The sequence below is a fragment of the Novosphingobium sediminis genome (genome assembly GCF_007991615.1).
Taxonomy (GTDB): domain Bacteria; phylum Pseudomonadota; class Alphaproteobacteria; order Sphingomonadales; family Sphingomonadaceae; genus Novosphingobium; species Novosphingobium sediminis.
In genome coordinates this window covers 90,611-115,268 of sequence record NZ_BJYR01000015.1, presented here as the reverse complement: position 1 = coordinate 115,268, position 24,658 = coordinate 90,611, and the positions used below count along the sequence as shown (strand labels likewise).

General features: G+C 65.2%; 23 protein-coding genes. 12 read left to right on the top strand and 11 right to left on the bottom strand.

Annotation, left to right across the window (positions count from 1 at the left end):
• Both NSE01_RS11995 and NSE01_RS11990 read left to right on the top strand, forming a co-directional pair.
• A complete protein-coding gene (locus NSE01_RS11995; RefSeq protein ID WP_147159873.1) occupies positions 1 to 939 on the top strand; it encodes an MlaD family protein in 939 nt (312 codons plus the stop codon).
• Between the two features lie 8 nt (positions 940 to 947).
• Positions 948 to 1,529 (top strand): ABC-type transport auxiliary lipoprotein family protein, encoded by a 582-nt coding sequence (locus tag NSE01_RS11990; RefSeq protein WP_147159872.1) that lies wholly within the window; start codon positions 948 to 950, stop codon positions 1,527 to 1,529.
• On the opposite strand, the gene NSE01_RS11985 is transcribed toward NSE01_RS11990, so the two are convergent.
• From NSE01_RS11985 to crcB, 7 genes are all read right to left on the bottom strand, one after another.
• Positions 1,523 to 2,974 (bottom strand): porin, encoded by a 1,452-nt coding sequence (locus NSE01_RS11985; protein ID WP_147159871.1) that lies wholly within the window; start codon positions 2,972 to 2,974, stop codon positions 1,523 to 1,525. The two genes, NSE01_RS11990 and NSE01_RS11985, sit on opposite strands and share 7 nt — an antisense overlap.
• A gap of 192 nt (positions 2,975 to 3,166) precedes the next feature.
• Positions 3,167 to 3,862 carry an ATP12 family chaperone protein gene (locus tag NSE01_RS11980; protein ID WP_147159870.1) on the bottom strand — a complete coding sequence of 232 codons (696 nt, stop codon included), beginning with the start codon at positions 3,860 to 3,862 and terminating at the stop codon, positions 3,167 to 3,169.
• Positions 3,859 to 4,089: a hypothetical protein gene (locus NSE01_RS11975; protein ID WP_147159869.1), complete on the bottom strand. Its 231-nt coding sequence runs from the start codon at positions 4,087 to 4,089 to the stop codon at positions 3,859 to 3,861. The genes NSE01_RS11980 and NSE01_RS11975 overlap by 4 nt, the downstream gene beginning before the upstream one ends.
• Positions 4,086 to 4,748: an HAD-IA family hydrolase gene (locus NSE01_RS11970; protein ID WP_147159868.1), complete on the bottom strand. Its 663-nt coding sequence runs from the start codon at positions 4,746 to 4,748 to the stop codon at positions 4,086 to 4,088. Before NSE01_RS11970 ends, NSE01_RS11975 begins: the two co-directional genes overlap by 4 nt.
• On the bottom strand, positions 4,745 to 5,347 hold the full coding sequence (locus NSE01_RS11965; protein ID WP_147159867.1) for an FMN-binding negative transcriptional regulator: 603 nt from the start codon (positions 5,345 to 5,347) through the stop codon (positions 4,745 to 4,747). The genes NSE01_RS11970 and NSE01_RS11965 overlap by 4 nt, the downstream gene beginning before the upstream one ends.
• Positions 5,347 to 6,591 carry an RluA family pseudouridine synthase gene (locus tag NSE01_RS11960; RefSeq protein WP_147159866.1) on the bottom strand — a complete coding sequence of 415 codons (1,245 nt, stop codon included), beginning with the start codon at positions 6,589 to 6,591 and terminating at the stop codon, positions 5,347 to 5,349. Before NSE01_RS11960 ends, NSE01_RS11965 begins: the two co-directional genes overlap by 1 nt.
• Positions 6,588 to 7,007: a fluoride efflux transporter CrcB gene (crcB, locus tag NSE01_RS11955; RefSeq protein WP_147159865.1), complete on the bottom strand. Its 420-nt coding sequence runs from the start codon at positions 7,005 to 7,007 to the stop codon at positions 6,588 to 6,590. Before crcB ends, NSE01_RS11960 begins: the two co-directional genes overlap by 4 nt.
• A gap of 185 nt (positions 7,008 to 7,192) precedes the next feature.
• Here crcB and rpsU point away from each other — a divergent pair, with 185 nt between their 5' ends.
• From rpsU to NSE01_RS11920, 8 genes are all read left to right on the top strand, one after another.
• The gene (rpsU, locus tag NSE01_RS11950; RefSeq protein WP_054121618.1) at positions 7,193 to 7,399 is read left to right on the top strand and encodes a 30S ribosomal protein S21; all 207 of its coding nucleotides are present in this window, start codon (positions 7,193 to 7,195) and stop codon (positions 7,397 to 7,399) included.
• A gap of 169 nt (positions 7,400 to 7,568) precedes the next feature.
• Positions 7,569 to 8,117: an FKBP-type peptidyl-prolyl cis-trans isomerase gene (locus NSE01_RS11945; RefSeq protein ID WP_147159864.1), complete on the top strand. Its 549-nt coding sequence runs from the start codon at positions 7,569 to 7,571 to the stop codon at positions 8,115 to 8,117.
• A gap of 58 nt (positions 8,118 to 8,175) precedes the next feature.
• A complete protein-coding gene (gatC, locus tag NSE01_RS11940) occupies positions 8,176 to 8,478 on the top strand; it encodes an Asp-tRNA(Asn)/Glu-tRNA(Gln) amidotransferase subunit GatC (protein ID WP_147159910.1) in 303 nt (100 codons plus the stop codon).
• A gap of 129 nt (positions 8,479 to 8,607) precedes the next feature.
• Positions 8,608 to 10,092 (top strand): Asp-tRNA(Asn)/Glu-tRNA(Gln) amidotransferase subunit GatA, encoded by a 1,485-nt coding sequence (gatA, locus tag NSE01_RS11935; RefSeq protein ID WP_147159863.1) that lies wholly within the window; start codon positions 8,608 to 8,610, stop codon positions 10,090 to 10,092.
• 2 nt (positions 10,093 to 10,094) lie between these two features.
• On the top strand, positions 10,095 to 11,588 hold the full coding sequence (gatB, locus tag NSE01_RS11930; protein WP_147159862.1) for an Asp-tRNA(Asn)/Glu-tRNA(Gln) amidotransferase subunit GatB: 1,494 nt from the start codon (positions 10,095 to 10,097) through the stop codon (positions 11,586 to 11,588).
• Between the two features lie 96 nt (positions 11,589 to 11,684).
• Positions 11,685 to 12,470: a hypothetical protein gene (locus tag NSE01_RS21320; RefSeq protein WP_170233828.1), complete on the top strand. Its 786-nt coding sequence runs from the start codon at positions 11,685 to 11,687 to the stop codon at positions 12,468 to 12,470.
• Positions 12,471 to 12,483: 13 nt separating this feature from the next.
• Positions 12,484 to 13,674 (top strand): M48 family metallopeptidase, encoded by a 1,191-nt coding sequence (locus NSE01_RS11925; protein ID WP_170233827.1) that lies wholly within the window; start codon positions 12,484 to 12,486, stop codon positions 13,672 to 13,674.
• Positions 13,671 to 14,291 carry a hypothetical protein gene (locus NSE01_RS11920; protein WP_147159860.1) on the top strand — a complete coding sequence of 207 codons (621 nt, stop codon included), beginning with the start codon at positions 13,671 to 13,673 and terminating at the stop codon, positions 14,289 to 14,291. The genes NSE01_RS11925 and NSE01_RS11920 overlap by 4 nt, the downstream gene beginning before the upstream one ends.
• A gap of 19 nt (positions 14,292 to 14,310) precedes the next feature.
• On the opposite strand, the gene NSE01_RS11915 is transcribed toward NSE01_RS11920, so the two are convergent.
• Positions 14,311 to 17,136: a M16 family metallopeptidase gene (locus NSE01_RS11915; RefSeq protein WP_246135183.1), complete on the bottom strand. Its 2,826-nt coding sequence runs from the start codon at positions 17,134 to 17,136 to the stop codon at positions 14,311 to 14,313.
• A gap of 524 nt (positions 17,137 to 17,660) precedes the next feature.
• Here NSE01_RS11915 and clpB point away from each other — a divergent pair.
• Positions 17,661 to 20,240, top strand: coding sequence for an ATP-dependent chaperone ClpB (gene clpB / locus NSE01_RS11910; RefSeq protein WP_147159858.1), 2,580 nt, complete (start codon positions 17,661 to 17,663; stop codon positions 20,238 to 20,240).
• A 99-nt stretch (positions 20,241 to 20,339) separates the two neighbouring features.
• Here clpB and trhO read toward each other — a convergent pair whose 3' ends face one another.
• On the bottom strand, positions 20,340 to 21,137 hold the full coding sequence (gene trhO, locus NSE01_RS11905; RefSeq protein WP_174812040.1) for an oxygen-dependent tRNA uridine(34) hydroxylase TrhO: 798 nt from the start codon (positions 21,135 to 21,137) through the stop codon (positions 20,340 to 20,342).
• A 222-nt stretch (positions 21,138 to 21,359) separates the two neighbouring features.
• On the opposite strand from trhO, the gene NSE01_RS11900 reads away from it, so the two are divergent.
• The gene (locus tag NSE01_RS11900) at positions 21,360 to 22,166 is read left to right on the top strand and encodes an outer membrane protein (RefSeq protein WP_307725986.1); all 807 of its coding nucleotides are present in this window, start codon (positions 21,360 to 21,362) and stop codon (positions 22,164 to 22,166) included.
• 36 nt (positions 22,167 to 22,202) lie between these two features.
• Here NSE01_RS11900 and NSE01_RS11895 read toward each other — a convergent pair whose 3' ends face one another.
• Complete coding sequence (locus NSE01_RS11895; protein ID WP_147159855.1) at positions 22,203 to 23,495, bottom strand: spinster family MFS transporter; 1,293 nt, start codon at positions 23,493 to 23,495, stop codon at positions 22,203 to 22,205.
• A gap of 82 nt (positions 23,496 to 23,577) precedes the next feature.
• Positions 23,578 to 24,651 (bottom strand): phosphotransferase family protein, encoded by a 1,074-nt coding sequence (locus tag NSE01_RS11890; RefSeq protein ID WP_147159854.1) that lies wholly within the window; start codon positions 24,649 to 24,651, stop codon positions 23,578 to 23,580.
• Between the last annotated feature and the right edge of the window lie 7 nt (positions 24,652 to 24,658).

The following is a 24,658-nucleotide window of genomic DNA, read 5'->3' as shown; positions in this document are numbered from 1 at the left end:
ATGGAAACGCGCGCCAATCATGTCTGGGTGGGGATCGTTACCCTCCTGCTTCTGGCGGGGCTCGCGGCGCTGCTGATCTGGATCGCGCGGCTCAGCCAGCACGAGCAGAAAGACTACGATATCTTCTTCAAGCAGTCGGTTGATGGCGTCGCCAAGGGATCGGAAGTTTCCTATTCGGGCGTGCCGGTGGGGCAGGTGAAGGACATCACGCTTTGGGAAAAGGACCCGAGCTTCGTCCGCGTTCGCATCAAGGTCGATAGAAACGTCAAGCTGCTGCAGGGCACGACCGCCAGCCTGCAGGGCAGCTTCACCGGCGTGTCGACGATCCAGCTGACCGGCGCGATCAAGGATGCACCCGAGATCAATGAGCCTGGGCCAGCCGGTGCGCCGGTGATCCCGACCAAGCGCAGCGGTCTGGGCGAAATCCTCTCGACCACACCGCTCCTGCTCGAACGCTTGGCGACACTCACCGAGCGACTGACGATGGTCCTCTCCGATCAGAACCAGAAATCGTTTGCCAATATCCTCGCGCATACCGACCAACTGACCGGCAACCTCGCCAATGCTTCGCCCGAGGTGAAGAAGTCGCTGGCCGAACTTCAGCTGACGCTCCAGCAGGCGACCACCACGCTCGCCACGGTCGACAAGCTGGCGGCATCGACCGACGCTTCGATCAACGATCCGTCGAATGGCCTCGCCAAGCAGCTGCGCGCTACGCTGAAATCGGCGCAGGCAGCGGCGGATTCGCTGCAGGCGACGATGAATGAGGCAAAGCCTGCCACCAAGCAGTTCAACGAGCGCACGCTGCCGGCGTTCGAGGCCACACTGCGCGAGATCGAGGCGACCTCACGCTCGATCCGCGCGATGACCGACCAGATCGGCGACCGCGGCATCAGCAGCGTCGTGGGAAGCCCCAAACTGCCGGACTACAAGCCATGAGCGCCCGCATGACCCGTACCTTCACTCTATCGCTTGTGATGCTGGCAGCCCTTGGCGGCTGCGTGCGGATCGGCACAAAGCCGCCCGGCACCTACCTCACCCTGACGCCGGACGCGGCGCCGACCGCTGGCGCGGCCAGCAGCGGCACGCTGGGCGAGGCGACTGTTGTGCTGGAACCGGCGGCAGCGGCGTCGATTTCGGTTCTGCGCGTGCCAGTGCAGATCGATGCGTCGAATGTCGCCTATATTCGAGGCGCCCAGTGGGTCGAACGGCCCAGCCGCGCTTTCCAGCACCTCCTCGCCGATACCCTGCGTGCGCGGGGGAAGGGGCTGGTGGTCGAAACCGACCGCGCCACCACTGGCACCCGCATCGGCGGCCAGCTTCTCGCGATGGGCTTCGATGCGCCAACCCGTTCTGCCGTCGTGCGCTTCGACGCGATGAAGTGGCAGCCCGATGGCCGGATCGAGACGCGCCGCTTCGAAAGCACCGTGCGCGGGATCGATCCCGAGCCGGGCGAAATCGGGCCGGCGCTCAATCAGGCGGCCAACAAGGTGGCAGGCGAAATCGCCGACTGGGTAGCGCCTCAATAATTCCACTGCACCTGGGCGCGGACGAGATCGCCCTTGGCCCGGCCGGTGCGGCGTTCATCGGCTTCGTTGCGGTTCACTTTGGCATAGCTGACGGTGACCTCGAGTTCCTTGAGCGGCAGCCATTCGACGCCGAATTCGGTCTCGTCGGTTTCCAGACGAGGTGCGTTGATCGCTGCCTTCCAGCCACCACGATAGTGCTGCCAGCGCACGAACGGGATGACCTGACCCACGGGCGTATGCGCGGCGCGGAACGTACCCATGACATAGCCGCCAGTGGCGCGCTTGCTGGTGATCGTGCTCGTGGCCGGATCCCACTGCGGGCCCTTGCCCCAGGTCCACTCGGCCTGGATGCCGAAGGGCTTGGGATAGATCATGGCATGCACCGCCACGTGATCGTCGCGGTAGGCATCCGTTGAAACACCGCCGCTACGAACTTCGGGGCGGAACTGGTTGCGCATGGCCGCGCCTCCGAATTCGGCGACCTGCCCTTCGAACATCCCGCCAAGTCCATCGAGCCTGACCGGGATCGACACCATCGCGACTGTCATCAGCCCGCCCGTCCGCTCGGTGCGATTGGTGCCTTGGCCGTTGAACACCCCGGCGCCGAACGCACCGTAGTTGCCGAACAGCTTCTGCCCATCTGCGGTCAGTGCGTCCCAGATCTTCTGCATCTTCACCGGGGTGTAGTAGGCCACGATGCCAAGGTCGCGCTCACCGGGAACCGGCGCGTTGATGGCGTCCGTGCGGTCGAGCGGAATGCGATTGCTTGAAGACTGCATGTTCTCCCAGCCGAACGGCACCTTCGACTGTCCGAACCGCAGTTTCACGGTCTTGGCCTTGTCAAGGAAGACATCCGCATAGGCATCGCGCATCTGGAAGAAGTTCTCGCGCCTTTCGGTGCCCGACTGGTTGCTCACCGCGCTGGCCAGATCGCCCTGTAGATAGATCGAGACACGGTCTGACAGATCGCCCTGGACGACAAGACGTGCGCGGCGGATGGAGAAGTTGCCGTTCTCGTTGATCCCGGCATCCTGCACGGAGCGCAGGCGGGACATGCCGCTCGGCGCTGACTTGGGGCCGGAAACGATCTCGTTATAGCGCAGCTGGGTGTAACCGCGCAGCATGAGCTTCTCGTACCAGGCCTTCTTTTTCTTGTCCCCGCTATGGGCGATTGCAGGGGCGGGGGCAGGCGCAGCGGCGAGTTGAGCCGGTGCAGCCGCCGGCGGCGTGGCGGTCGCGGCAGCCAGCGCAGGGGCGATCTGTGCAGGCTGCGTCTTGTTGGCGGCCTGCAGCGCCTCGACCATGGCGGTCAGCCGATCGACCTGTGCTTGCAGCGCGGCGATCTTTGCGTCCTGGTTGGCTGAATCGGTTTGGGCATGAGCGGAACCCGTCGCGCCGATCAGGCTGGTGGCGAGCAATGCTGCGCGAAACGCCCTGATATTCATGCCGTATGCTGCCTTCCGATCCCTGTTTGACCGGATGGCGGCTAGGTATGTGGCATGACACTTTTATGACATTTTTGCTGCGAACATGACTGCATTTTGACCGATCCTTTGGATCAAGCCATTGTTTTTCAATAATCTATTTGCGCTAAACCCGACAGGCCGCAACAATTTGTCACAATTCAGTCATGCTTGTCAGCCGCGCGCCAGCACCGCAAACCTTGCGGCAGCCGCGAACGCTGCATGGCGGCGGGCGCGGCGGTCCAGCGCTTCGGCGTCCTTGCCCCAGAGTTCGGCCTGCCAGTCCTCTTCCAGATTGGCCGCGTCCCACAGCGCATCGATTTCAGCGCCGGGTTCCACGGCCATCAGCCCCAGCACCAGCGAAGCTGCGAGCGAGGCGGTGTTCTTCACCGCCGCCAGCGTAAACCCGTCACGCGCGGCAAGATCCCCGCGCAGGCGGGCCAGCGTCTCGTCCGGCTGCGGGCGGTGCATGATGCCGGCGACGCGCACAAAGCGAACGTTCCAGTGTGCTTCGGCCGCGCTCAGGAGCGGATCCCACACCGCGCGCTGGCGGATGCCGAGCGCTTCGTCGGGCTCGGCGCGATAGCACAGCGTATCGGTCTCGGCGTAGGGGATGAGTTCGTCGACCACTGCGGCCTTGCCGGGCGTCACGACATCGATCGCGTAGTCCGCCAGATCGCGGAACATGAAGCGGGCGGGATCGATTTCCTCGCCCTGTCCGGACCATTCGGCCGCCAATGCTTCAGCCAGCGGCGCTGTCGGCACGATCTGCGGCGCACCGCCGACGGTGCGCAGACCCCGGCCATCGAGCATGACGCGGAAGCCGCCGCCTTCCACCGCAACGGTCACAGCCTTGTAGAATCGCTTCATGGGCGGCTCTTCCACCGCCTTGCAAGCAGCAGCGGCGCCGCGAAGAAATCGGCCAGCCCCGCCGCGATCAGCACATAGCCCGCCGCTTCCGGTAGCTTGGGCAGCCATGCCGCCTTGCCCGATACGATCAGCACGCCGCCGAGAGCCAGCAGCGCGCCGGACAGGCGCACCATCTGCATGACGGCAAAGCGCGCGGCGGCAGGATCGCGGTCAGGCGCGGTGGTCATTCCATGCCCTTCAGCAGCAGGCGCAGTTCGGCGATCGAACCGGCGACTGCTTCGGCCCCGGCTTCGACGAGTTCGCGCGGATGGTGATAGCCCCAGTCGACCCCGATGGCGCGAACACCGGCATTGATTGCCATCGCCATGTCGAATGCCGTATCGCCAATCATGGCGGTCTCGCTGGCCGCTGCGCCGCTTTCGGCAAGGCAGGCCTCGATCATGCTCGGATGGGGCTTGGAGGGGTGGCGGTCTGCCGTCTGCAAGGTGATGAAATGTCCGGTCAGCCCATGCGTTTCGAGGCAATGGACCAGACCGCGGTCGCTCTTGCCCGTGGCGACGCCTAGCAGCCAGCCCGCGCCCGCCAGTTCCTCGATCAGTCCGGCGATGCCTTCGTAGAGCGGCTCTGCAACCTGACCCGCCATGCGGCGTTCGCGGAAGGCATCCCGGTAAAGCTGGGCGAGCATCGCATGATCGTCGGCCGAGCCTTCCGGGCGCAGCCGGCGCATCGCCTCCGGCAGCGAAAGTCCGACGACCCGGCGCGTGGAATTGCGGTCTGGCGGAATAAACCCGGCCGCTTCGAAGGCCGCGTCCATCGCCGCGCAGATATCGGCCTGGCTGTCGACCAGCGTGCCGTCGCAATCGAAGATGGCGAGGCGCAGCGTCATTTCGCGAACTGCTCCATCAGCGTAGCAAGCGCGAGCTTGCCTTCGCCCTTCAGCCCCTCGATCACGCGATTGCGCTCCTCGGCGGGCTTGTTCTGGGAAAGCTTGATCGTGGGCCGCCACGCCTCGACCGTGAGTTCGAAGCCGACGATCATGTCCATCATCCGGTCGCGCTTGATGCGGGCCATCTTGTCCATGGTCCACGGCGCACCTTCGGCCACGCGCGCTTCGTGGTGGTTTGAAACATCCTCGAGCAGGCCGTGCAGCCCGTCGCGGTCCATGCGGCGGACGGGGCCTTCCATTTCCAGCGCGAGGTAGTTCCACGTCGGCACCTGATCGGGATCGGAATACCAGCGCGCCGAGATATAGCCGTCCGGCCCGTTGACCACCGCCAGCGCCTGCGCGCCATCGAGATGGCGGGTAAGTGCATTGCCGAGCGCAAGGTGGAAGCGCAGCGTTCCCGCATCCGTCAGCAGCAGCGGCACATGCGCCACCCGCGGGCCGTCCGGCGTCGTCAGGAAGACCATACCAATGCCGGTTTCCTCGATCAGCGCCGCATAAAGCGCGCGGTCATCGCTGCGGAAGGCGGGATTGGGATGCATCAGGCCTTGGGCCCCCGCTTGGGCTGCGCACCCTTGCGCGGAGCGGGCTTGGCACCCGCCGGCTTCGCAACTGTCGGCTTGCTGCCAACGCCCTTCTTCACGCCCCCGCGCGGCTTCGGCGTAGAGCGGCCACTCGGCGGCGCATCAGCGCGCTTGCGGCGTTCGCCCCGGCGTTCCTTGCGGTATTCCTTGGCGTGGGCCTTGGCCGCGCGCTTTTCGATCACCTTTTCGGACACCAGCTTGACCGGATCCAGCGGCAGGTCGCCATCGGCTTCCTCGAAGCCCAATTGCGCCATGGTCGCCGCGAAGTGATCGGGCAGCGGCGCCGTCACGTCCAGGAGGTCGCCCTCGGGATGCTCGATCCGCAGGCGCCGTGCGTGGAGGTGCATCTTGCGGCTGATCGAACCCGTAAGGAACGCGGCTTGCCCGCCATACTTGCCGTCGCCGACGATGGGATGCCCGATCGCCGCCATGTGCACGCGAAGCTGGTGGGTGCGCCCCGTGAGCGGCTGCAATTCGACCCAGCACGCGGAATTCCCCGCCCGTCCGATCACGCGGTAACGGGTGCGGGCAGACTGGCCGTGCTCGCTTTCGTCGACCATCATCTTCTCGCCGCCCGTGCCCGGCTGCTTGGCGAGCGGCAGTTCGATCAGGCCGTCCTTCACGTCCGGCACGCCGGTAATCAGCGCCCAGTAGATCTTGCGCGCGCTGCGCCCGGAAAAGCGCTTCGAGAAGAAGGCCGCGCTGCCGGGAGTGCGGGCGATCAGAAGCACGCCCGAGGTATCCTTGTCGAGCCGGTGGACGAGGCGCGGGCGGGGGCCCTTCTCATCGGCATAAGCATCGAGCAGGCCATCGACGTGCTCGTACGTGCCGCTGCCGCCCTGCGTGGCAAGACCGGGCGGCTTGTTGAGCACAATCGCGGCGCGGTCTTGCGTGAGAACCATGCTTTCGGCGAGCGCGATCTGCTCTTCGGTCAGCGGCTTCTTGGGACGCGTGCTCTTGATCCCCGGAGGCGCACTGCCACCCGGCGGCACCCGCAGAACCTGGCCCTTTTCGAGCCGCGTATCGACATCGGCGCGCTTGCCATCGACACGCAGCTGCCCGGTGCGCGCCCAGCGCGAAACCGTGGCGAAGCCAACCGTGGGCAGGTTGCGCTTGAACCAGCGGTCCAGCCGTACGCCGTCATCGTCCTTTGTGACGGTGAACTGGCGGACGTCATCCGCATTGCCATCCGCGACGCTCATGCCGCCACCCGCATCAGCCAGAGGCCTGCAAACAGCGCGGTAAAGCCCGCCACCAGCGATAGCGCGACATAGGTCGCCGCGAGGCCGAGCTGGCCACGCTCAACGAACAGCGCGAACTCGAGCGCGAAGGAGGAAAACGTGGTGTAGCCGCCCAGCACGCCCACGCCGAGCAGCAGGCGCCATTGCTCACCGCCCGTCCCATGCCGGGCGAGCCAGCCAACGAGGATGCCCATCGCGGCGCTGCCGAGTACGTTGACGGTGAGCGTGGCCCAAGGGAAAGCGCTCGCGGCAACGGGGCCGATGGTGCTCAGAAACAGTCGGCCGGTCTGGTAGCGCAGCCATGCGCCGAGCGCGCCGCCGGCAGCGACGGCAAGGCCGGGTGGGACACTGGAAAGCAGAGGTGAAGGTGATGTCATTCGCCAAGCCCCTAACGCAGGCAGGCACCAAATGCACGAGATTGCTTGCCTTGGTGGGCCTCTTTTGGTAGCGGGCGCCCGGTCAGAGCCGATCCGATCGGATTCGGCGCGCTTTCTATTTCAGAAATTCAAGGTGACTCCCGCGTGTGCGGGCTCTCGCCATCAGCATTGAGGTGTAGCGGTTTATGCAGATTCTCGTTCGCGACAACAATGTCGATCAGGCCCTTCGCGCGCTCAAGAAGAAGCTGCAGCGTGAGGGCGTGTACCGCGAGATGAAGCTGCGCCGTCACTTTGAGAAGCCGTCGGAAAAGCGCGCCCGTGAAAAGGCTGCTGCTGTCCGTCGCGCCCGCAAGATGGAGCGCAAGCGGCTTGAGCGCGACGGCGGCAAGTAAGCTGCCGCAAGGGCTGGTTGATCCCGGCCCTTAGCCTCTTGCGATAAGGGTCCGGCTGGGCCAAGAGGGCGCCGTATTCGCGGCGCCCTTTCGCTTGTCCGGCTTATCGCCGTCTTGTGCCGGGGCCTCAGATTGGAGCCACTCCGCGGGCTCTGCAAAAGGGGAAGACATGTCGGAAATCACCCGCGTTCCGCTCCAGCCGATCGGCAAGGGATCGCTCACCCGTATCTGGATCGGCGTGATTCTCGCGCTGCTGATTGGTGCGACCGCCGCTTGGTCCACGCGCTATCAGGGCCTTGTCGTCGAGACGCTTACGGCCGGTAGCGGCCCTTCGCCGACGCTGGGCGATGTCGTGCTGGTGAACTATGTCGGCCACCTCGCTGGCGGCAAGGAATTCGACAAGGGTTCGCAGGTCGCGATGCCGGTCGAAGGCGTGATTCCCGGCTTCAGCAAGGGCCTGCAGAAGATGCAGCGCAAGGGCAAGTACAGGCTGATTATCCCGGCGGCGATGGCCTATGGCGCGCAGGACCAGAAGAATCCGTCGACGGGTGAAGTGGTGATCCCGGCGAACAGCGATCTTACGTTCGATGTCGAACTGCTCGATTTCAAGAGCGCGGCCGAGATCGAACAGCGCCGCCAGATGCTCCAGCAGATGCAGCAGCAGATGGGCGGCGCACCGAAGGGCGGCGCAGCGCCTGAAAGCATGCCGCAGCCCTGATGACCCGTTAATGGCCGGCGGCAATCCCGCCGGCCCTAGCTTCAAGCGAAAGAACGCCATGTCCGTAGACACCGCCACGGTGGCCAGGATCGCCTCGCTGGCCCGCATCAAGGTGACCGAAGAAGAGATCGCGGCGATGGTGCCCGAACTCAACGGCATCCTCGCGTGGGTCGAGCAGCTCGGCGAAGTGAATGTGGAAGGCATCGCGCCGATGACGGCGGTGATCCCCAACAAGCAGCGCCTGCGCGAAGACATCGTCAATGCCGATCCGCTGACCGGCGGTGATGTGCAGGACAAGGTGCTTTCCAATGCGCCCGCCGGTGAACACGGTTTCTTCGGCGTGCCCAAGGTGATTGAATAATGCCTGCGGCCAACCTTGCGCCAGCGTGCTTCGACAAGCTCAGCACGAGCGGATTTTGTGTTTCAGCCCAGTTCCCGCTCATGCTGAGCTTGTCGAAGCATGGTCGCGCGGCCTTCGGGAAAAAATGGCATGACTGACCTTACCGACCTTGGCGTCGCCGCGATCCGTGAAGGCGTGGCGAAGGGCGAATTTACTGCCGTTGAAGTGGCAGGCGCGTTCAACGCCGCCGTTGCCGCCGCGCAGCCTGCGCTCAATGCCTTCATCACGCTGACGCCCGAGAAGGCGCTCGAAGCCGCCGCTGCCGTCGATGCGGACCGCGCTGGCGGCAAGGCGCTCGGCAAGATGGCCGGCGTGCCGATCGGCATGAAGGACCTTTTCGCGACGACGGGCACCACAACCACCGCCGCCTCGAACATCCTCGGCAACTTCGTGCCGCCCTACGAATCGACCGTCTCGCAGAAGCTGTGGGATGCGGGCGCGGGCATGCTCGGCAAGCTCAACCTCGATCAGTTCGCGATGGGCTCCTCGAACGAGACGAGCGCGTTCGGCAACGTGATCTCACCGTGGCGCCGTGAAGGCAGTGACGCGCAGCTGGCTCCGGGCGGCTCCTCGGGCGGTTCGTCCGCAGCGGTTTCCGCGCGCATCGCGCCTGCTGCTACCGGCACCGACACCGGCGGCTCGATCCGCCAGCCCGCCGCCTTCACCGGCATCTCGGGCATCAAGCCGACCTATGGCCGCTGCTCGCGCTGGGGCATTGTCGCCTTCGCTTCCAGCCTCGATCAGGCCGGCCCGATGGCGCGCGACGTGCGCGACTGCGCGATCATGCTGGAGGCCATGGCCGGCTTCGATCCCAAGGATTCGACCAGCCTCGATATGCCCGTGCCGGAGTGGGAAGCGAACCTCAACGCCGACCTGCGCGGCAAGAAGGTTGGTATCCCGCGCGAATACCGCATGGACGGGATGGACGCCGACGTCGCCCGCGTGTGGGACGAAGGCATCGCCTGGCTCAAGGACGCGGGTGCCGAGATCGTCGACATCAATCTCGCGCACACCAAGTACGCGCTGCCTGCGTACTACATCATCGCTCCCGCCGAAGCCTCGTCGAACCTCGCGCGCTATGACGGCGTGCGCTACGGCCTGCGCGACCTGCCGCAGGGCGCCGGCCTGCAGGACATGTATGCCGCCACCCGCGCCGCTGGTTTCGGCGCCGAAGTGAAGCGCCGCATCATGATCGGCACCTACGTGCTCTCGGCAGGCTTCTACGACGCCTATTACACACAGGCGCAGAAGGTCCGCACGCTGATAAGCCGCGATTTCATGGACGCGTTCCAGACCGTTGACGTCATCCTCGCGCCCACCGCGCCGACCGCCGCTTTCGGCCTTGGCGAGATGGTGAGCGATCCGCTGGCGATGTACCTCAACGACGTGTTCGCCGTGCCCGCCTCGCTGGCCGGCCTCCCCGCCATGTCCGTGCCTGCGGGTCTCGACCGGCAGGGCCTGCCGCTGGGGCTCCAGCTGATCGGCCGCCCGTTCGATGAGCAGGGCGTACTCGATGCGGGTCTGGCAATCGAAAGCCGCGCCGGGTTCACCGCGCGTCCGGCCAAGTGGTGGTAAGCATGAGCGACTATCGTATTCAGGGCGCAACCGGCGAATGGGAGGTCGTGATCGGCCTTGAAGTCCACGCGCAGATCAGCACGCAGGCGAAGCTCTTCTCGGGCGCGGCGACCGCGTTCGGCGCGGAGCCCAACACGCAGGTCAGCCTCGTCGATGCGGCGATGCCCGGCATGCTGCCCGTGCCCAACATGGAATGTATCCGTCAGGCGGTGCGCACCGGCCTTGCGATCAATGCGCAGATCAACAAGTGGTCGCGCTTCGATCGGAAGAACTACTTCTACGCGGACTTGCCGCAGGGCTACCAGATCAGCCAGCTCTACCACCCCATCGTGGGCGAGGGCGCGATCGAGGTGCAGCTCGACGACAAGAACCCCGAGAGCACTAAGACCATCGGGATCGAGCGCATCCACGTCGAGCAGGACGCGGGCAAGCTGATGCACGATCAGCACCCGACAATGTCTTACGTCGACCTGAACCGCTCGGGCGTGGCGCTCATGGAAATCGTCAGCCGTCCGGACATGCGCTCGCCCGCCGAAGCCGGGGCATACCTGTCGAAGCTGCGCACGATTCTGCGCTATGTCGGCAGCTGCGATGGCAACATGGATCAGGGCTCGATGCGCGCGGACGTCAACGTCTCTGTGCGCAAGCCCGGAGAGCCGTTCGGCACGCGGACCGAGACAAAGAACGTGAACTCGGTGCGCTTCGTGATGGCCGTGGTGGAGCAGGAAGCGAAGCGGCAGGTCGCTGTCCTCGAAGATGGCGGCAAGATCGTGCAGGAAACCCGGCTCTACGATCCGGACCGCAACGAGACCCGCTCGATGCGCAGCAAGGAAGACGCGCACGACTACCGCTACTTCCCCGATCCGGACTTGCTGCCGGTGGAACTGGACGACGCGTTCCTCGAGGAATGCCGCGCCAGCCTGCCCGAACTGCCCGACGCGAAGCGCCACCGCTACGAGAGCGTGCTGGGCCTCTCAGCCTATAACGCGGGCGTGCTGACCGCCGAAGTCGAAACCTCGCGCTGGTTCGAGGCGCTGCTCGCTGAAAGCGCGGCGAAGCAGGGCAAGCCGGAAAGCGAAGTCGCCAAGCAGGCGGCGAACTGGCTGACCTCGGAATTGTTCGGCGCACTCAACAAGCTGGGCAAGGGCCTCGCCGAGAGCCCCGTCAGCCCCGAAGCGGGCGGCGAATTGCTGGCGCTCGTCGGCAAGGGCACGATTTCGGGCAGCGCGGCCAAGCAGGTGCTCGAAAAGATGCTGGAGACGGGCGACGCCCCCGGCGTGATCGTCGAGCGCGAGGGCCTGACGCAGACCTCCGACACCGGCGCGATCGAAGCTGCGGTTGATGCCGTGCTCGCTGCGAATGCCGACAAGGTCGAGCAGTACAAGGGCGGCAAGGAAGCCCTGTTCGGCTTCTTCGTCGGCCAGACGATGAAGGCCATGCAGGGCAAGGGCAACCCTGGGCTCGTCAACGAAGTGCTGAAGGCGAAGCTGGGGTAACCTGCATCGCCGAACCGCATGAGTGCCGGTTCGGGTTTATTCCTGCTTGCCAATCAGGCCTGATCCTCTACCAAATCGGTTGGGGGGAGGGCCGCGATGTTGGCTAATCTGGTTCGCGTGATTGTAGGCGGCGTGTTTGCTGCTGCGATGTTTCTGTCTGCGGGTACGGCTCATGCAGGGTCGCTGCTGAAAGAAGGGTTCTCGTTTCCCGAAGCCCAATCGACGCGGATTGTCGTGTTCCGACCCGATGTGCAGGTGGGTACGCTTCGCAGCACCGGGCAGGATGAGCCCAACGTCGAATGGACCGAAGCTGCGCGCACCAATATCGCCAACGAGATGAAATCGCAGGCCTCCGCGCTCGGCCTCAAGCTTGAGTTCCTGAACGATTTTCAGGGCACCGATGCCGAACTCTTCGATTCTTACCGGGCGCTCTTCGTTGCGGTGTCCAGTTCGGTCAGGCTTCACGGCCTGTTCGGTGATCGCCTTCCCACCAAGCTGGAACCGAGAACACCGGAGAATCCGTCGAAGCGCTGGCGGATGGATTGGACACTGGGTCCGGGCATGAGCCGGTTCGCGGATCTCACCGGGGCCGATTACGGCTTGTTCTTCTATACGCACGACGCTTACGGAAGCGCTGGCCGCAAGACAGCGATGATTTTCGCCGCAATGTGGGGCGTCGCGGTCGCGTCTGGTGTCCACGAAGGTTATGCCGCGCTGGTCAACCTGCGGACCGGCGATGTCGTCTGGTTCAACTCTGACATTGCGATGGGCGGCGATCCGCGTGAGGCCGTTGGCGCGACCAAGCGGGTCGGTCAGCTGCTTGCCGGTTTCCCGGGCAGCAAACCAGCGCTTCCCGCGCCGGCATTGGCTCCCGCACGCTGAGGCGATTCAACTCGTGCGCGCATTCCGCCATCGCCTGATATGCCTTGCCTGCGCCACGGCTGCTGTGGTGCAGCCGGTGTATGCCACGACTGCACCGCTCGCTCCGCCTGCGCCGGCCACCACGCCGACAGTCGCGATTCCCTACTCGCCGGAGGGCACCGAAGAGCAGGGCTTGTGGATGGAGATGGATGAGGTCGAGCGGCGGATCAGGAATTCCCCGCAGTTGATTACTGACCCCGCATTGCAGGCCTATATCCGGTCGGTGCTGTGCAGGACGGTCGGGGAAACACGCTGCGGGGCGGCTCGGATATACATCGCGCGGACGACAGAGCCCAATGCATCAATGGCGCCCAACGGCATGATGCTGATCAACAGCGGTATGCTTCTGCATATCACCAGCGAGGCTCAGCTTGCCGCAGTACTCGGTCATGAATTTGCCCACTACGAGCATCGCCACGCGCTGCTGTGGTTCCGCGAGGTCAAGAAGAAGGGGAGTGCCGCGCTGTGGCTCGCGATGACCGGCATTGGCCTTCTGGCCGTCGGAAGCGTTACCAGCGGGCTTTCGAACTACTCACGCGACATGGAGCGTGAGGCGGATATGGACGGCCTCACGCGGCTCGCCTCTGCCGGATATGCTCTCAGCGAGGTTTCAGCACCGTGGAAGCTGTTCCGCGCCGAATGGGATGCGACCGCGGTGGAACGCAAACGCAAGTCGCGCACGCTGAAGGATGACAAGGCTGACGGTAGCCATCCCGCGCTTTCGGAGCGCATCGCCTACAGCGAAGCGGAAGCCGCCAAGCAGGCCCCGGGGGCCGAGACCGGAAAGGACCGCTATCAGGCTGCGCTTGCAAGCTGGATGCCGGGCTTTCTCGAAGATCAGATAAAGCTCAATGATTTCGGCGCGAGCGATGTGCTGATTGCGGCGCTTGCGGAGCGTACCGGCTCGCCCGCGCTGCTTGTCGCGCGCGGTGATCTCTATCGCAGCCATGCGCAGCCGGGCGATTTCGAGAAGGCGGACGCGTTCTATTCCGCCGCGGCCACATCACCCGATGCGCCGCCGCAAGCATGGCGCGGACGCGGGCTGGTCCGGCTCAAGCTGGGGCAGGTCGAGCAGGGCAAGGCCGATCTGCGAGATTATCTCAAACGCACTCCGGACGCACCGGACCGGGCCATGATGGCCATGATGATTGGAGAGACCCCATGAAGGCACACATCCGGCTGGCGCTCGTTGCCGCAATGGCTTTTGCCGTGGTTACTCCGGCGGCGGCGTGGAAGTTGGTCAAGCCTGGCGAGCAGATCATCGTGGGCAAGACCTCGATGGTGATCACGGCGCCTGCGGAATGGAATCGGGTCACCTGGGGCCCTATCAAGGGGTCCGAGCAATGGACCCTCGACGGGATTGCCCTCAACGAACTCTATGCGGCTGGCGATATTCAATCGGGCAAGCCGCTGCTGACCGAGTTCAACAAGAAGGACAATCCGCTCCCCAAGTTCGCATCCACGATGCAGCTTGCCGATCTGCCTGATCTGTTCGAGCGAACCTGGCGCGTGGGCCGCAATGCCGTGGTGTTCACGACGTCAAAGATCGAACCCGTCAAGATGGGCGGCAGCGATGCGGTGCGAATCCACTACGACTATGTTCGCGACGGCAGCAACCTGAAGTACAAGGGCGTAGCGACGGCGGCGATCGTCCACGACCAGCTGCAACTGATCGTGTTTGAAGCGCCTGCGCTGTTCTACTTCGAGCGCGACAATGCCAAGGCAGCCGCGCTGATGGACAACGTCTCGTTCCGCGTCATGCCCATCGCGAAGCCGTCATAGGACCGGAAAACGAGCTCCGTTACTCCCCCTTCACCACCTCCACCGGCAGGCCGAGGCCATCGAGTTGCGCCCGTACCTTCGCGGCATCGCCGACCACCACCCACACCATGTTTTTCGGCTCGATGATCTTGCGTGCAGCCGCATCGAGATCGGCGGGCGTCATGGTGCGGTATCGGGCGGGTAGCGACTGGTAGTAGGTGTCGGGCCGCTTGTAGGTCTCGATCTTGGCGATCCCTTCGAGCACCGCGCCCGAGGTTTCGAACGCGCCGGGGAGTTCGCGCGCGCTGCCCTGGGTGGCGAGCGCGGTTTCCTCCGGCGTGGTGCCTTTGGTGCCGAGATAGCGCGTCATCTCACCCTGCAGTTCGCGGATCGAGGGGCCGGTCTGGTCGGTCTGGACGGGCGCGTAGACGGCAAACAGCAGGCGGTCGGCACGGTCGTTGATGAGGCTGGAAACCCCGTAGGACCAGCCCTTGGTTTCGCGCAGGTTGGTGTTCATGCGGCTGAGGAAATCGCCGCCGAGCACGTCGTTGGCGGTGCGCAGGGTAACGGTATCGTCGGTGCCCTTCGCCGCGATCACCTCTCCGCCGAGAATCATCGACTGCGGTGAGCCGGGGCGGTCGATCAGCACGATGCGTGGCCGCGGTGTCGGGATGGGCGCCGAGAAGTCCTTCACCGGCGGGGCCATGCGATTGGATGGCCAGTTGCCAAAGCTCTTCTCGAGCAAGGGAACGACATCGGCGAGCGTGGTATCGCCCACGACGTAGACCGTCGCGCGGTCCGGCCGGAGCCAGCGGGCGTGGAATGCGGCGAGATCGGCGCGCGTCAGCTTCCTCACGACCTCTGCTTCGCCCGTGCCGCTGGGGGCATAGCCGTAGGGATGCGTCGGGCCGTAGATCGCCGGGTAGAGCGTGCGGCTGGCAAGCGAATAGGGATCGGTCCGCTCGGCCCGGATCGTCGTGAGCTGCTGGGCGCGCACGCGCTCAAGCTCTGCCGCATCGAGCGCGGGATGGCGCACATAGTCCGCAAGGAGATCGAGCGAAGGGGCGAGGTTGGGGACGAGGGCGTTGAGTTCGAACGCGGTCGAATCGGGCAGGCCGACGCCGCTGATCGAAGCGCCGAGCGTTTCCTTGGCACGGGCGAGCGCGGAGGAATTGAGGCTGGTGGTGCCCTCGTTCATCAGGCGCAGCAGCAGCGCCGTGGTGCCGCGCGCGCCGAGCGGATCGGCAGCGTAGCCGGCATCGAACGAGACGCGCACCGACACGATCGGTACCGCGCTGCGGCGCGCGAACACGACCTTGATACCGTTCTTGAGGCTGGTCCGCTCGATGGCGGGGAAATCGAGGGTGGGAACGTCGCCCGCTGGTGGAATCTTGCTGCGATCCGCATCCGGAGTGGTGGCCGCGGCGGCCATGACGGCGGGTGCGGCGACGGCAGGAGGCAGCGCCGCATCGCCGCCGCGCGCCTCGCCGCTGCCGGTGCGTTCGCCGGGGACGACGGTAAGCGCAAAGACCGGACGCTTCAGCCACTTGGCGAGCGCATCGCGCACCGCGGCGGGGGTGAGCTTTGCGGCGGCTTCGAGTTCCTTGCGGTAGTTCGCGGGATCGCCCGAGTAGAGCAGGCCTTCGGCGAGCGTGGAGGCCTTGCCCCCGCCGCCCACCGATTCGAGCGAGCGGATTTCGCTGGCGGCGAATGTGGTCGCGGCGCGGGCGAGTTCGTCCGCCGTCGGGCCGTCGGTCATCAGGCGCGTGAGCTCGGAATCGAGCGCGGCGCCGACCTTGGCGGGATCAGCACCGGGCTTCACATCGGCTTCCATCACGAACTGCCCGCCCTGCGCGAAGACGTCGGCGTGGGCGGAGGCGGCCACGGCAGTTTGCGCGCCGCGCACAAGCGCGTCGTCGAGGCGCGAACTGGCAAGGCCGCCGAGGATCAGGCCTCCGACCTGCAGCGGCAGGTAATCCGGGTTGTCGAGGCCGGGGATCGCCCACATCCGGTAGACGCGGGTGGTGGCGACGCGGTCCTGCACGGTACGGGTGATGGGCGCGGGGAGCGTGGGCACGGGAACGTTGACCGGCTGGACGGCCGGGCCAGCGGGGATGGCGCCGAACCACTTTTCCACCTTCGCCTTGGCGGTGGCCGTATCGATGTCGCCAGCCAGCACGAGGATCGCGTTGTTGGGGCCGTAGTGATCGCGGAACCAGCCCTTCACATCGGCGAGGCTGGCGCTGTCGAGGTCTGCCATCGAGCCGATGGTGGTGTGGTGATAAGGATTTCCGGCGGGGTAGAGCGTCTCGTACTCTTCGTATTCGATCAGACCGAAGGGCGCATTGTCGCCCTGCCGCTTCTCGTTCTGGACGACGCCGCGCTGGTTATCGAGCTTCTCCTGCGTCACCGCGCCGAGCAGGTGGCCCATGCGATCGCTTTCGAGCATCAGCGCGCGGTCGAGCGCGCCGGTCGGCACGGTCTCGTAGTAGTTGGTGCGGTCGAACCAGGTCGTGCCGTTGGCGTCGGTCGCGCCGACTTCCTTGAGCGGACCGAAGTAATCATCCGGCGCGTTTTCCGAGCCATTGAACATCAGGTGCTCGAACAAGTGGGCAAAGCCGGTCTTGCCGCGCGGCTCGTTCTTGGAACCGACCTTGTACCATACCGACAGCGCGACGACCGGCGCCTTGCGATCCGTGTGAACGAGGACAGTGAGGCCGTTGGGGAGCGTGAAGCGCTCGTAGGGAATGTCCACCGCCTTGACGAGATCGGCGACCGGCGCGGCCTTGATCTGGGGGGCGGCGGGATCGGCCGCGAGCGCCGGGACAGCGGCGAGCAGGACGGGAAGCGCAAGGAGGGAGGCCATCAAAGAGCGGTTCATGGTGATCCTGCGGCTGGGGCGGCCTGCCGGACGGCGGCCACGCTGGGAGGGATGGGCGCTCTGTTTCAGAGCACGGGCTGGCTGAACAGAAGCAAAATCGGTTTTGGCGCCGCTTGCCCTCAGGGGCGGGGCTGATGGCCGGGGGCCGGAGGCGCAAGTTGACACAGTTGACACTGTCCTGGGGAGTAACTGCATTCGATCAATGGTGTGATTTTGATCGACCTTATCGATCACGAGGTCGGGCAGGTGATTGCGGCCAGAGGTCATCTTCTCATCCATAGCGGCTTCATCCGGCGTAGGACAGCCAGCGCCCGACGAACGGCGCAGTGACGCCGACGGGTCGCCCGCTCGGTTTCCGGCTGGTCAAGGACAATTGGCAGTCCGGCGCGCCTCGGAAGTGCAGAACGGATGCATTAAGGCTTCGACGAACTGCAGGGGAATTTTGATCCAGCTCCTTGTGTGGCCGAAATGACACACTACTTCTGGGGCCATAGGAGGACGTTCACGCCATGAACCTCGAAAAATTCACCGACCGCGCCAAGGGCTTCCTGCAGGCGGCGCAAACCGTTGCCATCCGCAACAGCCACCAGCGGATCGGCCCCGAACACGTGCTCAAGGCCCTGCTGGAAGACAGCGAGGGCATGGCATCGGGCCTGATCCAGCGCGCTGGCGGCACCGCTTCGATCGCGCTTGCTGAAGTGGACAAGGCGCTCGCGAAGATTCCGGCGGTTTCCGGCGGCGGGGCGCAGCAGACGCCTGGTCTCGATAATGATGCCGTGCGCGTGCTCGATTCCGCCGAGCAGATCGCGGCGAAGAGCGGCGACGCTTATGTGACTGTCGAGCGGATGCTCGTCGCGCTGACGCTGGCGACCACGACGGCGGCGGGGCAGGCGCTCAAGACCGCGAACGTGACGGCGCAGGCGCTGGAGGCGGCGATTGCGGCCCTTCGTGGTGGCCGCACGGCGGACAGCGCGGGGGCGGAGAACGCCTATGACGCGATGAAGAAGTATGCCCGCGACCTGACCGAAGCGGCGCGCGAGGGCAAGCTTGACCCCGTGATCGGGCGCGACGAGGAAATCCGCCGCACCATCCAGATTCTTGCGCGGCGCACCAAGAACAACCCGGCGCTGATCGGCGAGCCCGGCGTGGGCAAGACCGCAATTGCGGAAGGCCTTGCGCTGCGCATCGCCAATGGCGACGTGCCCGACAGCCTCAAGGACCGCCGCCTGATGGCGCTCGATATGGGCAGCCTGATCGCGGGCGCGAAGTATCGCGGCGAGTTCGAGGAGCGGCTGAAGGCCGTGCTCGACGAAGTGAAGGGCGCGGAAGGCGAGATCATCCTGTTCATCGACGAGATGCACACGCTGATCGGCGCGGGCAAATCCGAAGGCGCGATGGATGCGGGCAACCTGCTGAAACCTGCCTTGGCGCGCGGCGAACTGCATTGCATCGGCGCGACGACGCTCGACGAGTACCAGAAGTACGTCGAGAAGGACCCGGCGCTGCAGCGGCGGTTCCAGCCGGTGTTCGTGGGCGAGCCGACGGTGGAGGACACCATCTCGATCCTGCGCGGGCTCAAGGAGAAGTACGAGCTGCACCACGGCGTGCGGATCACCGACGGCGCGATCGTGGCGGCGGCGACGCTGTCCAACCGCTACATCGCGGACCGCTTTCTGCCGGACAAGGCCATCGACCTGATGGACGAAGCCGCCAGCCGCCTGCGCATGGAAGTGGAGAGCAAGCCCGAGGAGATCGAAAACCTCGACCGGCGGATCATCCAGCTGAAGATCGAGGAAATGGCGCTCGCCAAGGAAAGCGACACGGCCTCGAAGGACCGGCTGGCCGCGCTGCGCGAGGAACTCGCCAATCTGGAGCAGCAGTCTGCCGAGCTCACCACGCGCTGGCAGAACGAGCGCGACAAGATCGCGGCGGAAGGCAAGATCAAGGAAGCGCTCGATGCGGCGCGGATCGAGCTGGATCAGGCGCAGCGGCAGGGCGATCTCGGCAAGGCGGGTGAGCTCGCCTATGGCCGGATTCCCGAGCTCGAGAAGCAGCTGGCCGAAGCGCAGGGCATGGCGGAGAACGCCCTGCTGCGCGAGGAAGTGACGGCGGACGACATCGCGGGGGTGGTCAGCCGCTGGACCGGGGTGCCGGTCGAGCGGATGCTGCAGGGCGAGCGCGAGAAGCTGCTCAAGATGGAAGAGATCATTGGCAAGCGGGTGATCGGCCAGCGCGATGCGGTGGTCGCGGTTTCCAAGGCGGTGCGCCGCGCGCGGGCCGGGCTGCAGGATCCGAACCGGCCGCTGGGCTCGTTCCTGTTCCTTGGCCCCACGGGCGTGGGCAAGACCGAACTGACAAAGGCGCTCGCGGGCTTCCTGTTCGACGACGACAACGCGATGGTGCGCATCGACATGTCGGAGTTCATGGAGAAGCACTCCGTGAGCCGGCTGATCGGCGCGCCTCCGGGCTATGTCGGCTATGATGAAGGCGGCGTGCTGACCGAGGCGGTGCGGCGGCGGCCCTATCAGGTCGTGCTGTTCGACGAGGTGGAGAAGGCGCATCAGGACGTGTTCAACGTGCTGCTGCAAGTGCTCGACGATGGCCGCCTGACCGATGGTCAGGGACGCGTGGTGGACTTTACCAACACGCTGATCGTGCTGACGTCGAACCTGGGTAGCCAGTATCTGGCGAACCTTGAGGAAGGGCAGGACGTCTCGGTTGTCGAGCCGCAGGTGATGGACGTGGTGCGCGCGCACTTCCGGCCGGAGTTCCTGAACCGGCTGGACGAGATCATCCTGTTCCACCGGCTTGGGCACGAGCACATGGCGCCGATCGTCGATCTGCAGGTGGCGCGGGTGCAGGCGCTGCTGAAGGAGCGCAAGATCGTGATCGACCTGACCGAGGCGGCGAAGCGCTGGCTGGGCCGGGTGGGCTATGATCCGATCTATGGCGCAAGGCCGCTCAAGCGCGCGGTGCAGCGCTATGTGCAGGATCCGCTGGCCGAGCGGTTGCTGGGCGGGGAAATCCCCGATGGCAGCACGGTGCGGATTGATGAGGGTGACGGGGCGCTGACGTTTGTGACCGAGTAACTTGTTATGCTCCCCTCCCCGGCGGGGAGGGGGTACGGCGTTTGCCCTTCCAGCGCTGCGCACCCCCACCCAGCCTCCCCCGAGCGGGGGAGGGGCAGGTCAGTCGTTGGCGCAAGGGCAGCATTCGCCTACCGCCACCGCGCGGCCGCAGCTTTTGCAGAGCGAATGCTCGCCCTCGGTCAGTCCATGGCCGAGGGCGACGCGTTCGTCGAACACGAAGCATTCGCCTTGCCAGAGACTTTGTGCAGCAGGCACGTCCTCAAGATAGCGCAGGATGCCGCCCTTGAGGTGGTAGACATCCTCGACGCCCTCGGCCTTGAGGAAGGCGGTGGACTTTTCGCAGCGGATGCCGCCGGTGCAGAACATGGCGACCTTGGGGGCCTTGCCGCTTCCGAGCAGGCGTTCGCGTTCGGCGCGGAACCATGTGGGGAATTCGCGGAAGGAGCGCGTTTGCGGGTTGATCGCATTCGCAAACGTGCCGACGGCGACCTCGTAATCGTTGCGCGTGTCGATCACGATGGTTTCCGGATCGCTGATGAGCGCGTTCCAATCGTGCGGGGCAACGTAGGTGCCGACGCTCGCCAGCGGGTCGATGTCCGGTTCGCCCATCGTGACGATCTCGCGCTTCAGGCGGACCTTGAGGCGGCCGAAGGGCATGGTGGCGGCTTCCGAAAACTTCACGTCGAGATCGGCGCAGCCGGGCAGCGCGCGGAGGTGATCGAGCACGCTTGCGATGCCCTCTGTGCTGCCGGCGATGGTGCCGTTGATGCCCTCGCGCGCGAGGATGAGGGTGCCCTTGATCCCGGCGTCTTCGCACAAGCTCAGCAGCGGCGCGCGCAGGGTTGCGGGCTCGGCAAAGCGGGCGAAGCGATAGAGCGCGGCGACGGTGATGGCCATGGCGGCTGCCCTAATGCGGATTGCCGCGCGGGGGCAAGCGTGGGGGACGACTGACGCATTTTCGACACACCTTTCGCGCGGAAATGCTGCCAACGCATCCACTTGGCGCAGGCACACACAGCTCATCGCGCCGTTCATTTTCCGTACAGGCAGCAGGACTATCGACAAAACACCACGATCACAGCCAGTTATGACTCGAAGAAATTTCGAAATATTGCTGGCATGACCGTGTTAAAATCAAGAAAGGGTTGCGAAATGAGGAAAAAGTATCTGCCGCTTGCTGCGGCATGCTTTGCTGTGGCTATGGCAAATAATGCAAATGCGCAGACATATGTCGGCGTATCTGCAGGTATTTCGGCTCCGCATAATTCGAATAATACCGGTACATTCACTTCGGATGTTCCTGCGACGACTGCTGCGCCGGCCTATCCCGCGATTCCCGCAGGTACGCCGCTCGGCTGGAAGACGAGCTTCGACGTGGGCTACAACTTCGCGGCGCAGATCGGCCACCGCTTCGACAACGGCTTCCGAATCGAAGGTGAATTCGCCTTCACGCGCGCCAATGTGCGGCGCCACAGCGGCGTGACCGTGGGCGGCACCAACATCGATGCCGTGGACGCATCGGTCCTGACGCGCGGGCCGACGGTGGGTTCGACCGTGGGCCAGGTGGTCGACAGCGGCATTGGCAGCCAGCGCGGCATCGCGGGCTTCGTGAACGCCTACTATGACTTCAACCACGGCGGGAGCTTCCAGCCCTACGTTGGCGGCGGCATCGGCGTGCAGGAAACGAAGTTCGACTACCGCCCCTCCAACATCGACGTCGGGCAGGCCAAGGACACCAACTTCGCGTGGCAGCTGATGGCCGGCGCGACCTACAAGCTGGGTCCGAAGTTCGAGCTGTTCGGCCAGTACAACTACCGCGACGGCGGCAAGACGCGCATGGCGCTCGATCTGGTTCCGGCGAATCTTGATGCGAAGAGCCGCCAGTCACTGGTCTCGCTGGGCTTCCGCATCCCGCTGGGCAAGTGATGGTGTGACGGAAGGGGCCGTGGGCGCGGCGTGCGCTTACGGCCCTTTCTTGTCGAGTTCCTCGTTGAGGCGCAGCGATGCGCGCCAGAAGAACCAGGCCGGGACGAAACCGATTACGGCGGCGCCGTAGAGCACCCAGCGCACGCTTTCGTCGCCGGCCACTGGCTTGATCCAGTCTGACAGCATTCCGAAGAACAAGGGGCCGAGGCCCAGCCCGATCAGGTTCTGGCTGAACAGCAGGACGGCGCTCGCCATCGCGCGGGCTTCGGGCTTCACGAGGCCCTGTGCGCTCGAAAAGCAGGGGCCGTAATAGAGCGAATTGAGCAGCGTGGGGATCATCAGCAGCGCGAGGGCCCAGCGCCAATCGGTCATGAAATAGGACGCGATGGCGAGCGGCACCGCTAGGGCAAAGCCGATGGCGGGGGCTGTCAGCACATGCTGGCGATTGACCTTGCCGAAGCGGTCGGCCAGCCAGCCGCCCGCAAAAGTGCCGATGATCGCGGCAATGCCGCCCCAGATGCCGAACCAGAAGCCGGTTTCCCCCGCGCTGAGGCCGTGGGTGCGCTGGAAGAAGATCGTCGTCCAGGTGGCCTTGCCATAGCTGAGGAACGCCGCTGCGGAGCCTGCCGCGACGAGCAGGACATAGGCGCGTGAGCCGAGGATTTCGGCCAGGGCCTCGCGATTGGACAGAGTCCGCGGCTGGGCCGTGGATGCGGCGCGCACGGCGGCGGCGCTGCGCGGATCGCGCAGCAGCAGCATGACCGCACCGGCCAGCAGGATGCCGGGGAGGCCGACCACAACGAATGCCGCGCGCCAGCCATAGGTATCAGCAAGGAAGCCGCCGATCAGCATGCCGAGCAAGGTGCCGACTGGAATCCCCAACGCATATATCGCCATCGCCGAGGCGCGCTTCTCCGGCGGGGCGAGATCGGCAATCAGCGAATGGGCGGCAGGCGAACATCCTGCCTCACCCACGCCGACCCCGATACGGGCGAGCAGCAATTGCAGGAAACTTTGCGCCTGCCCGCACAGCGCCGTCATTCCGGACCACACGATGAGCGCCCCGGCAATTAGCCCGACGCGGTTGGTCGAAGGCTTGTCGGCAAAGCGGGCGATGGGAATGCCGAGGAACGTATAGAACGCGGCGAAGGCGATCCCCGTCATCAGGCCGATCTGCGTATCGGAGAGGCCCAGGTCGCGGCGGATCGGTTCGGCGAGGATGTTGACGATCTGGCGATCGAGGAAATTGAAGACGTAGACGACGAGCAGGACGGCGAGCACGAGGCCCAAGGGCTGGGTATTGGGGGCACGCGCGGTCGCTTCGTTCATCCTCGTCCTTTCGCGGGTCTGGTGCCCGATCCTACCCGTCACCCTCCACCTCCCCATTCCTGCGGAACGGGGAGGATATGGCTTATGCGCCGGCCTTCAGCGCGTATTCCCATGCCGTGTCTGCGAGAGGGCCGACGCGGTCGGACATTGCCTTGGCGTGCGCGCTGCTGGCGGTGCCGTCGAGGTAGCGCTTCTTGATACCCTGGATAATTCCGGCGAGGCGGAAGTAGTTGTAGGCGAGGTACCAGTCCATGCCGGGCAGGCCGTCGCGGTCGGTCTTCTCGCAGTAGCGCGCGACGACTTCATCGAGTTCGGGAATGCCGAGCGCCTTGCGATCAAGGTCCATCACGCCAGAGCGGCCACCGTTTTCGGTTGACCATGCCATGCACAGGTAGGTGAAATCGGCGAGCGGATCGCCCAGCGTCGAAAGCTCCCAGTCGAGCACGGCCAGCGGCTTAGGCTCGCCGTGGGCGAAGATCATGTTGTCGATGCGGTAGTCACCGTGGACGACGCTGGTGCGGGTCTGTTCGGGCAGGGTGCGCGGGAGCCATTCGATCAGGCGCTCCATCGGCTCCATGCGTTCGGTCTCGGAAAGGCGGTACTGCTTGGTCCAGCGGTCGACCTGCCGGCCGAAGTAGTTGCCGGGCTTGCCGAAATCGGAGAGGCCGACCGAGTCCACGTCGACGTTGTGGAGCGCCGCGAGGGTATCGACCATCGCGAAGTAGGTCGCGCGGCGTTCCTCGGGAGTGGCGCCGGGCATGGCGCCGTCCCAGATCGTGCGGCCATCGACGCAGCCCATCACGTAGAACCACGAGCCGACGACAACATCATCGGTGCACAGGCCATATTGCGTGGCGACCGGGAACCCGGTGCCGGCAAGCGCGGCCTGCACCTTGTATTCGCGGTCTACCGCGTGGGCCGAGGGGAGCAGCTTGCCGAAAGGCTTGCGGCGCAGGACGTAGGGGCCGGAAGGCGCGTCGATCTTGTAGGTCGGGTTCGATTGGCCGCCCTTGAATTTCGAGACGGAGAGCGGGCCCTGGAAGCCGGCGACATTCGCCTCGAACCATGCGGTGAGCTTCGTTTCGTCAAGCTTGTCAGCCCCTTCGGGGATGACGGTGCCGGTGAAGGCGGCCTGTGCGTCGATGGCTTCTGTCATTGGTCTT

Excerpts from the sequence above, each read along its gene's own strand:
- NSE01_RS11995 (WP_147159873.1), top strand. The coding sequence starts at position 1 with ATGGAAACGCGCGCCAATCATGTCTGGGTGGGGATCGTTACCCTCCTG.
- NSE01_RS11990 (WP_147159872.1), top strand. The coding sequence starts at position 948 with ATGACCCGTACCTTCACTCTATCGCTTGTGATGCTGGCAGCCCTTGGC.
- NSE01_RS11985 (WP_147159871.1), bottom strand. The coding sequence starts at position 2,974 with ATGAATATCAGGGCGTTTCGCGCAGCATTGCTCGCCACCAGCCTGATC.
- NSE01_RS11980 (WP_147159870.1), bottom strand. The coding sequence starts at position 3,862 with ATGAAGCGATTCTACAAGGCTGTGACCGTTGCGGTGGAAGGCGGCGGC.
- NSE01_RS11975 (WP_147159869.1), bottom strand. The coding sequence starts at position 4,089 with ATGACCACCGCGCCTGACCGCGATCCTGCCGCCGCGCGCTTTGCCGTC.
- NSE01_RS11970 (WP_147159868.1), bottom strand. The coding sequence starts at position 4,748 with ATGACGCTGCGCCTCGCCATCTTCGATTGCGACGGCACGCTGGTCGAC.
- NSE01_RS11965 (WP_147159867.1), bottom strand. The coding sequence starts at position 5,347 with ATGCATCCCAATCCCGCCTTCCGCAGCGATGACCGCGCGCTTTATGCG.
- NSE01_RS11960 (WP_147159866.1), bottom strand. The coding sequence starts at position 6,591 with ATGAGCGTCGCGGATGGCAATGCGGATGACGTCCGCCAGTTCACCGTC.
- crcB (WP_147159865.1), bottom strand. The coding sequence starts at position 7,007 with ATGACATCACCTTCACCTCTGCTTTCCAGTGTCCCACCCGGCCTTGCC.
- rpsU (WP_054121618.1), top strand. The coding sequence starts at position 7,193 with ATGCAGATTCTCGTTCGCGACAACAATGTCGATCAGGCCCTTCGCGCG.
- NSE01_RS11945 (WP_147159864.1), top strand. The coding sequence starts at position 7,569 with ATGTCGGAAATCACCCGCGTTCCGCTCCAGCCGATCGGCAAGGGATCG.
- gatC (WP_147159910.1), top strand. The coding sequence starts at position 8,176 with ATGTCCGTAGACACCGCCACGGTGGCCAGGATCGCCTCGCTGGCCCGC.
- gatA (WP_147159863.1), top strand. The coding sequence starts at position 8,608 with ATGACTGACCTTACCGACCTTGGCGTCGCCGCGATCCGTGAAGGCGTG.
- gatB (WP_147159862.1), top strand. The coding sequence starts at position 10,095 with ATGAGCGACTATCGTATTCAGGGCGCAACCGGCGAATGGGAGGTCGTG.
- NSE01_RS21320 (WP_170233828.1), top strand. The coding sequence starts at position 11,685 with ATGTTGGCTAATCTGGTTCGCGTGATTGTAGGCGGCGTGTTTGCTGCT.
- NSE01_RS11920 (WP_147159860.1), top strand. The coding sequence starts at position 13,671 with ATGAAGGCACACATCCGGCTGGCGCTCGTTGCCGCAATGGCTTTTGCC.
- NSE01_RS11915 (WP_246135183.1), bottom strand. The coding sequence starts at position 17,136 with ATGGCCTCCCTCCTTGCGCTTCCCGTCCTGCTCGCCGCTGTCCCGGCG.
- clpB (WP_147159858.1), top strand. The coding sequence starts at position 17,661 with ATGAACCTCGAAAAATTCACCGACCGCGCCAAGGGCTTCCTGCAGGCG.
- trhO (WP_174812040.1), bottom strand. The coding sequence starts at position 21,137 with ATGGCCATCACCGTCGCCGCGCTCTATCGCTTCGCCCGCTTTGCCGAG.
- NSE01_RS11900 (WP_307725986.1), top strand. The coding sequence starts at position 21,360 with ATGACCGTGTTAAAATCAAGAAAGGGTTGCGAAATGAGGAAAAAGTAT.
- NSE01_RS11895 (WP_147159855.1), bottom strand. The coding sequence starts at position 23,495 with ATGAACGAAGCGACCGCGCGTGCCCCCAATACCCAGCCCTTGGGCCTC.
- NSE01_RS11890 (WP_147159854.1), bottom strand. The coding sequence starts at position 24,651 with ATGACAGAAGCCATCGACGCACAGGCCGCCTTCACCGGCACCGTCATC.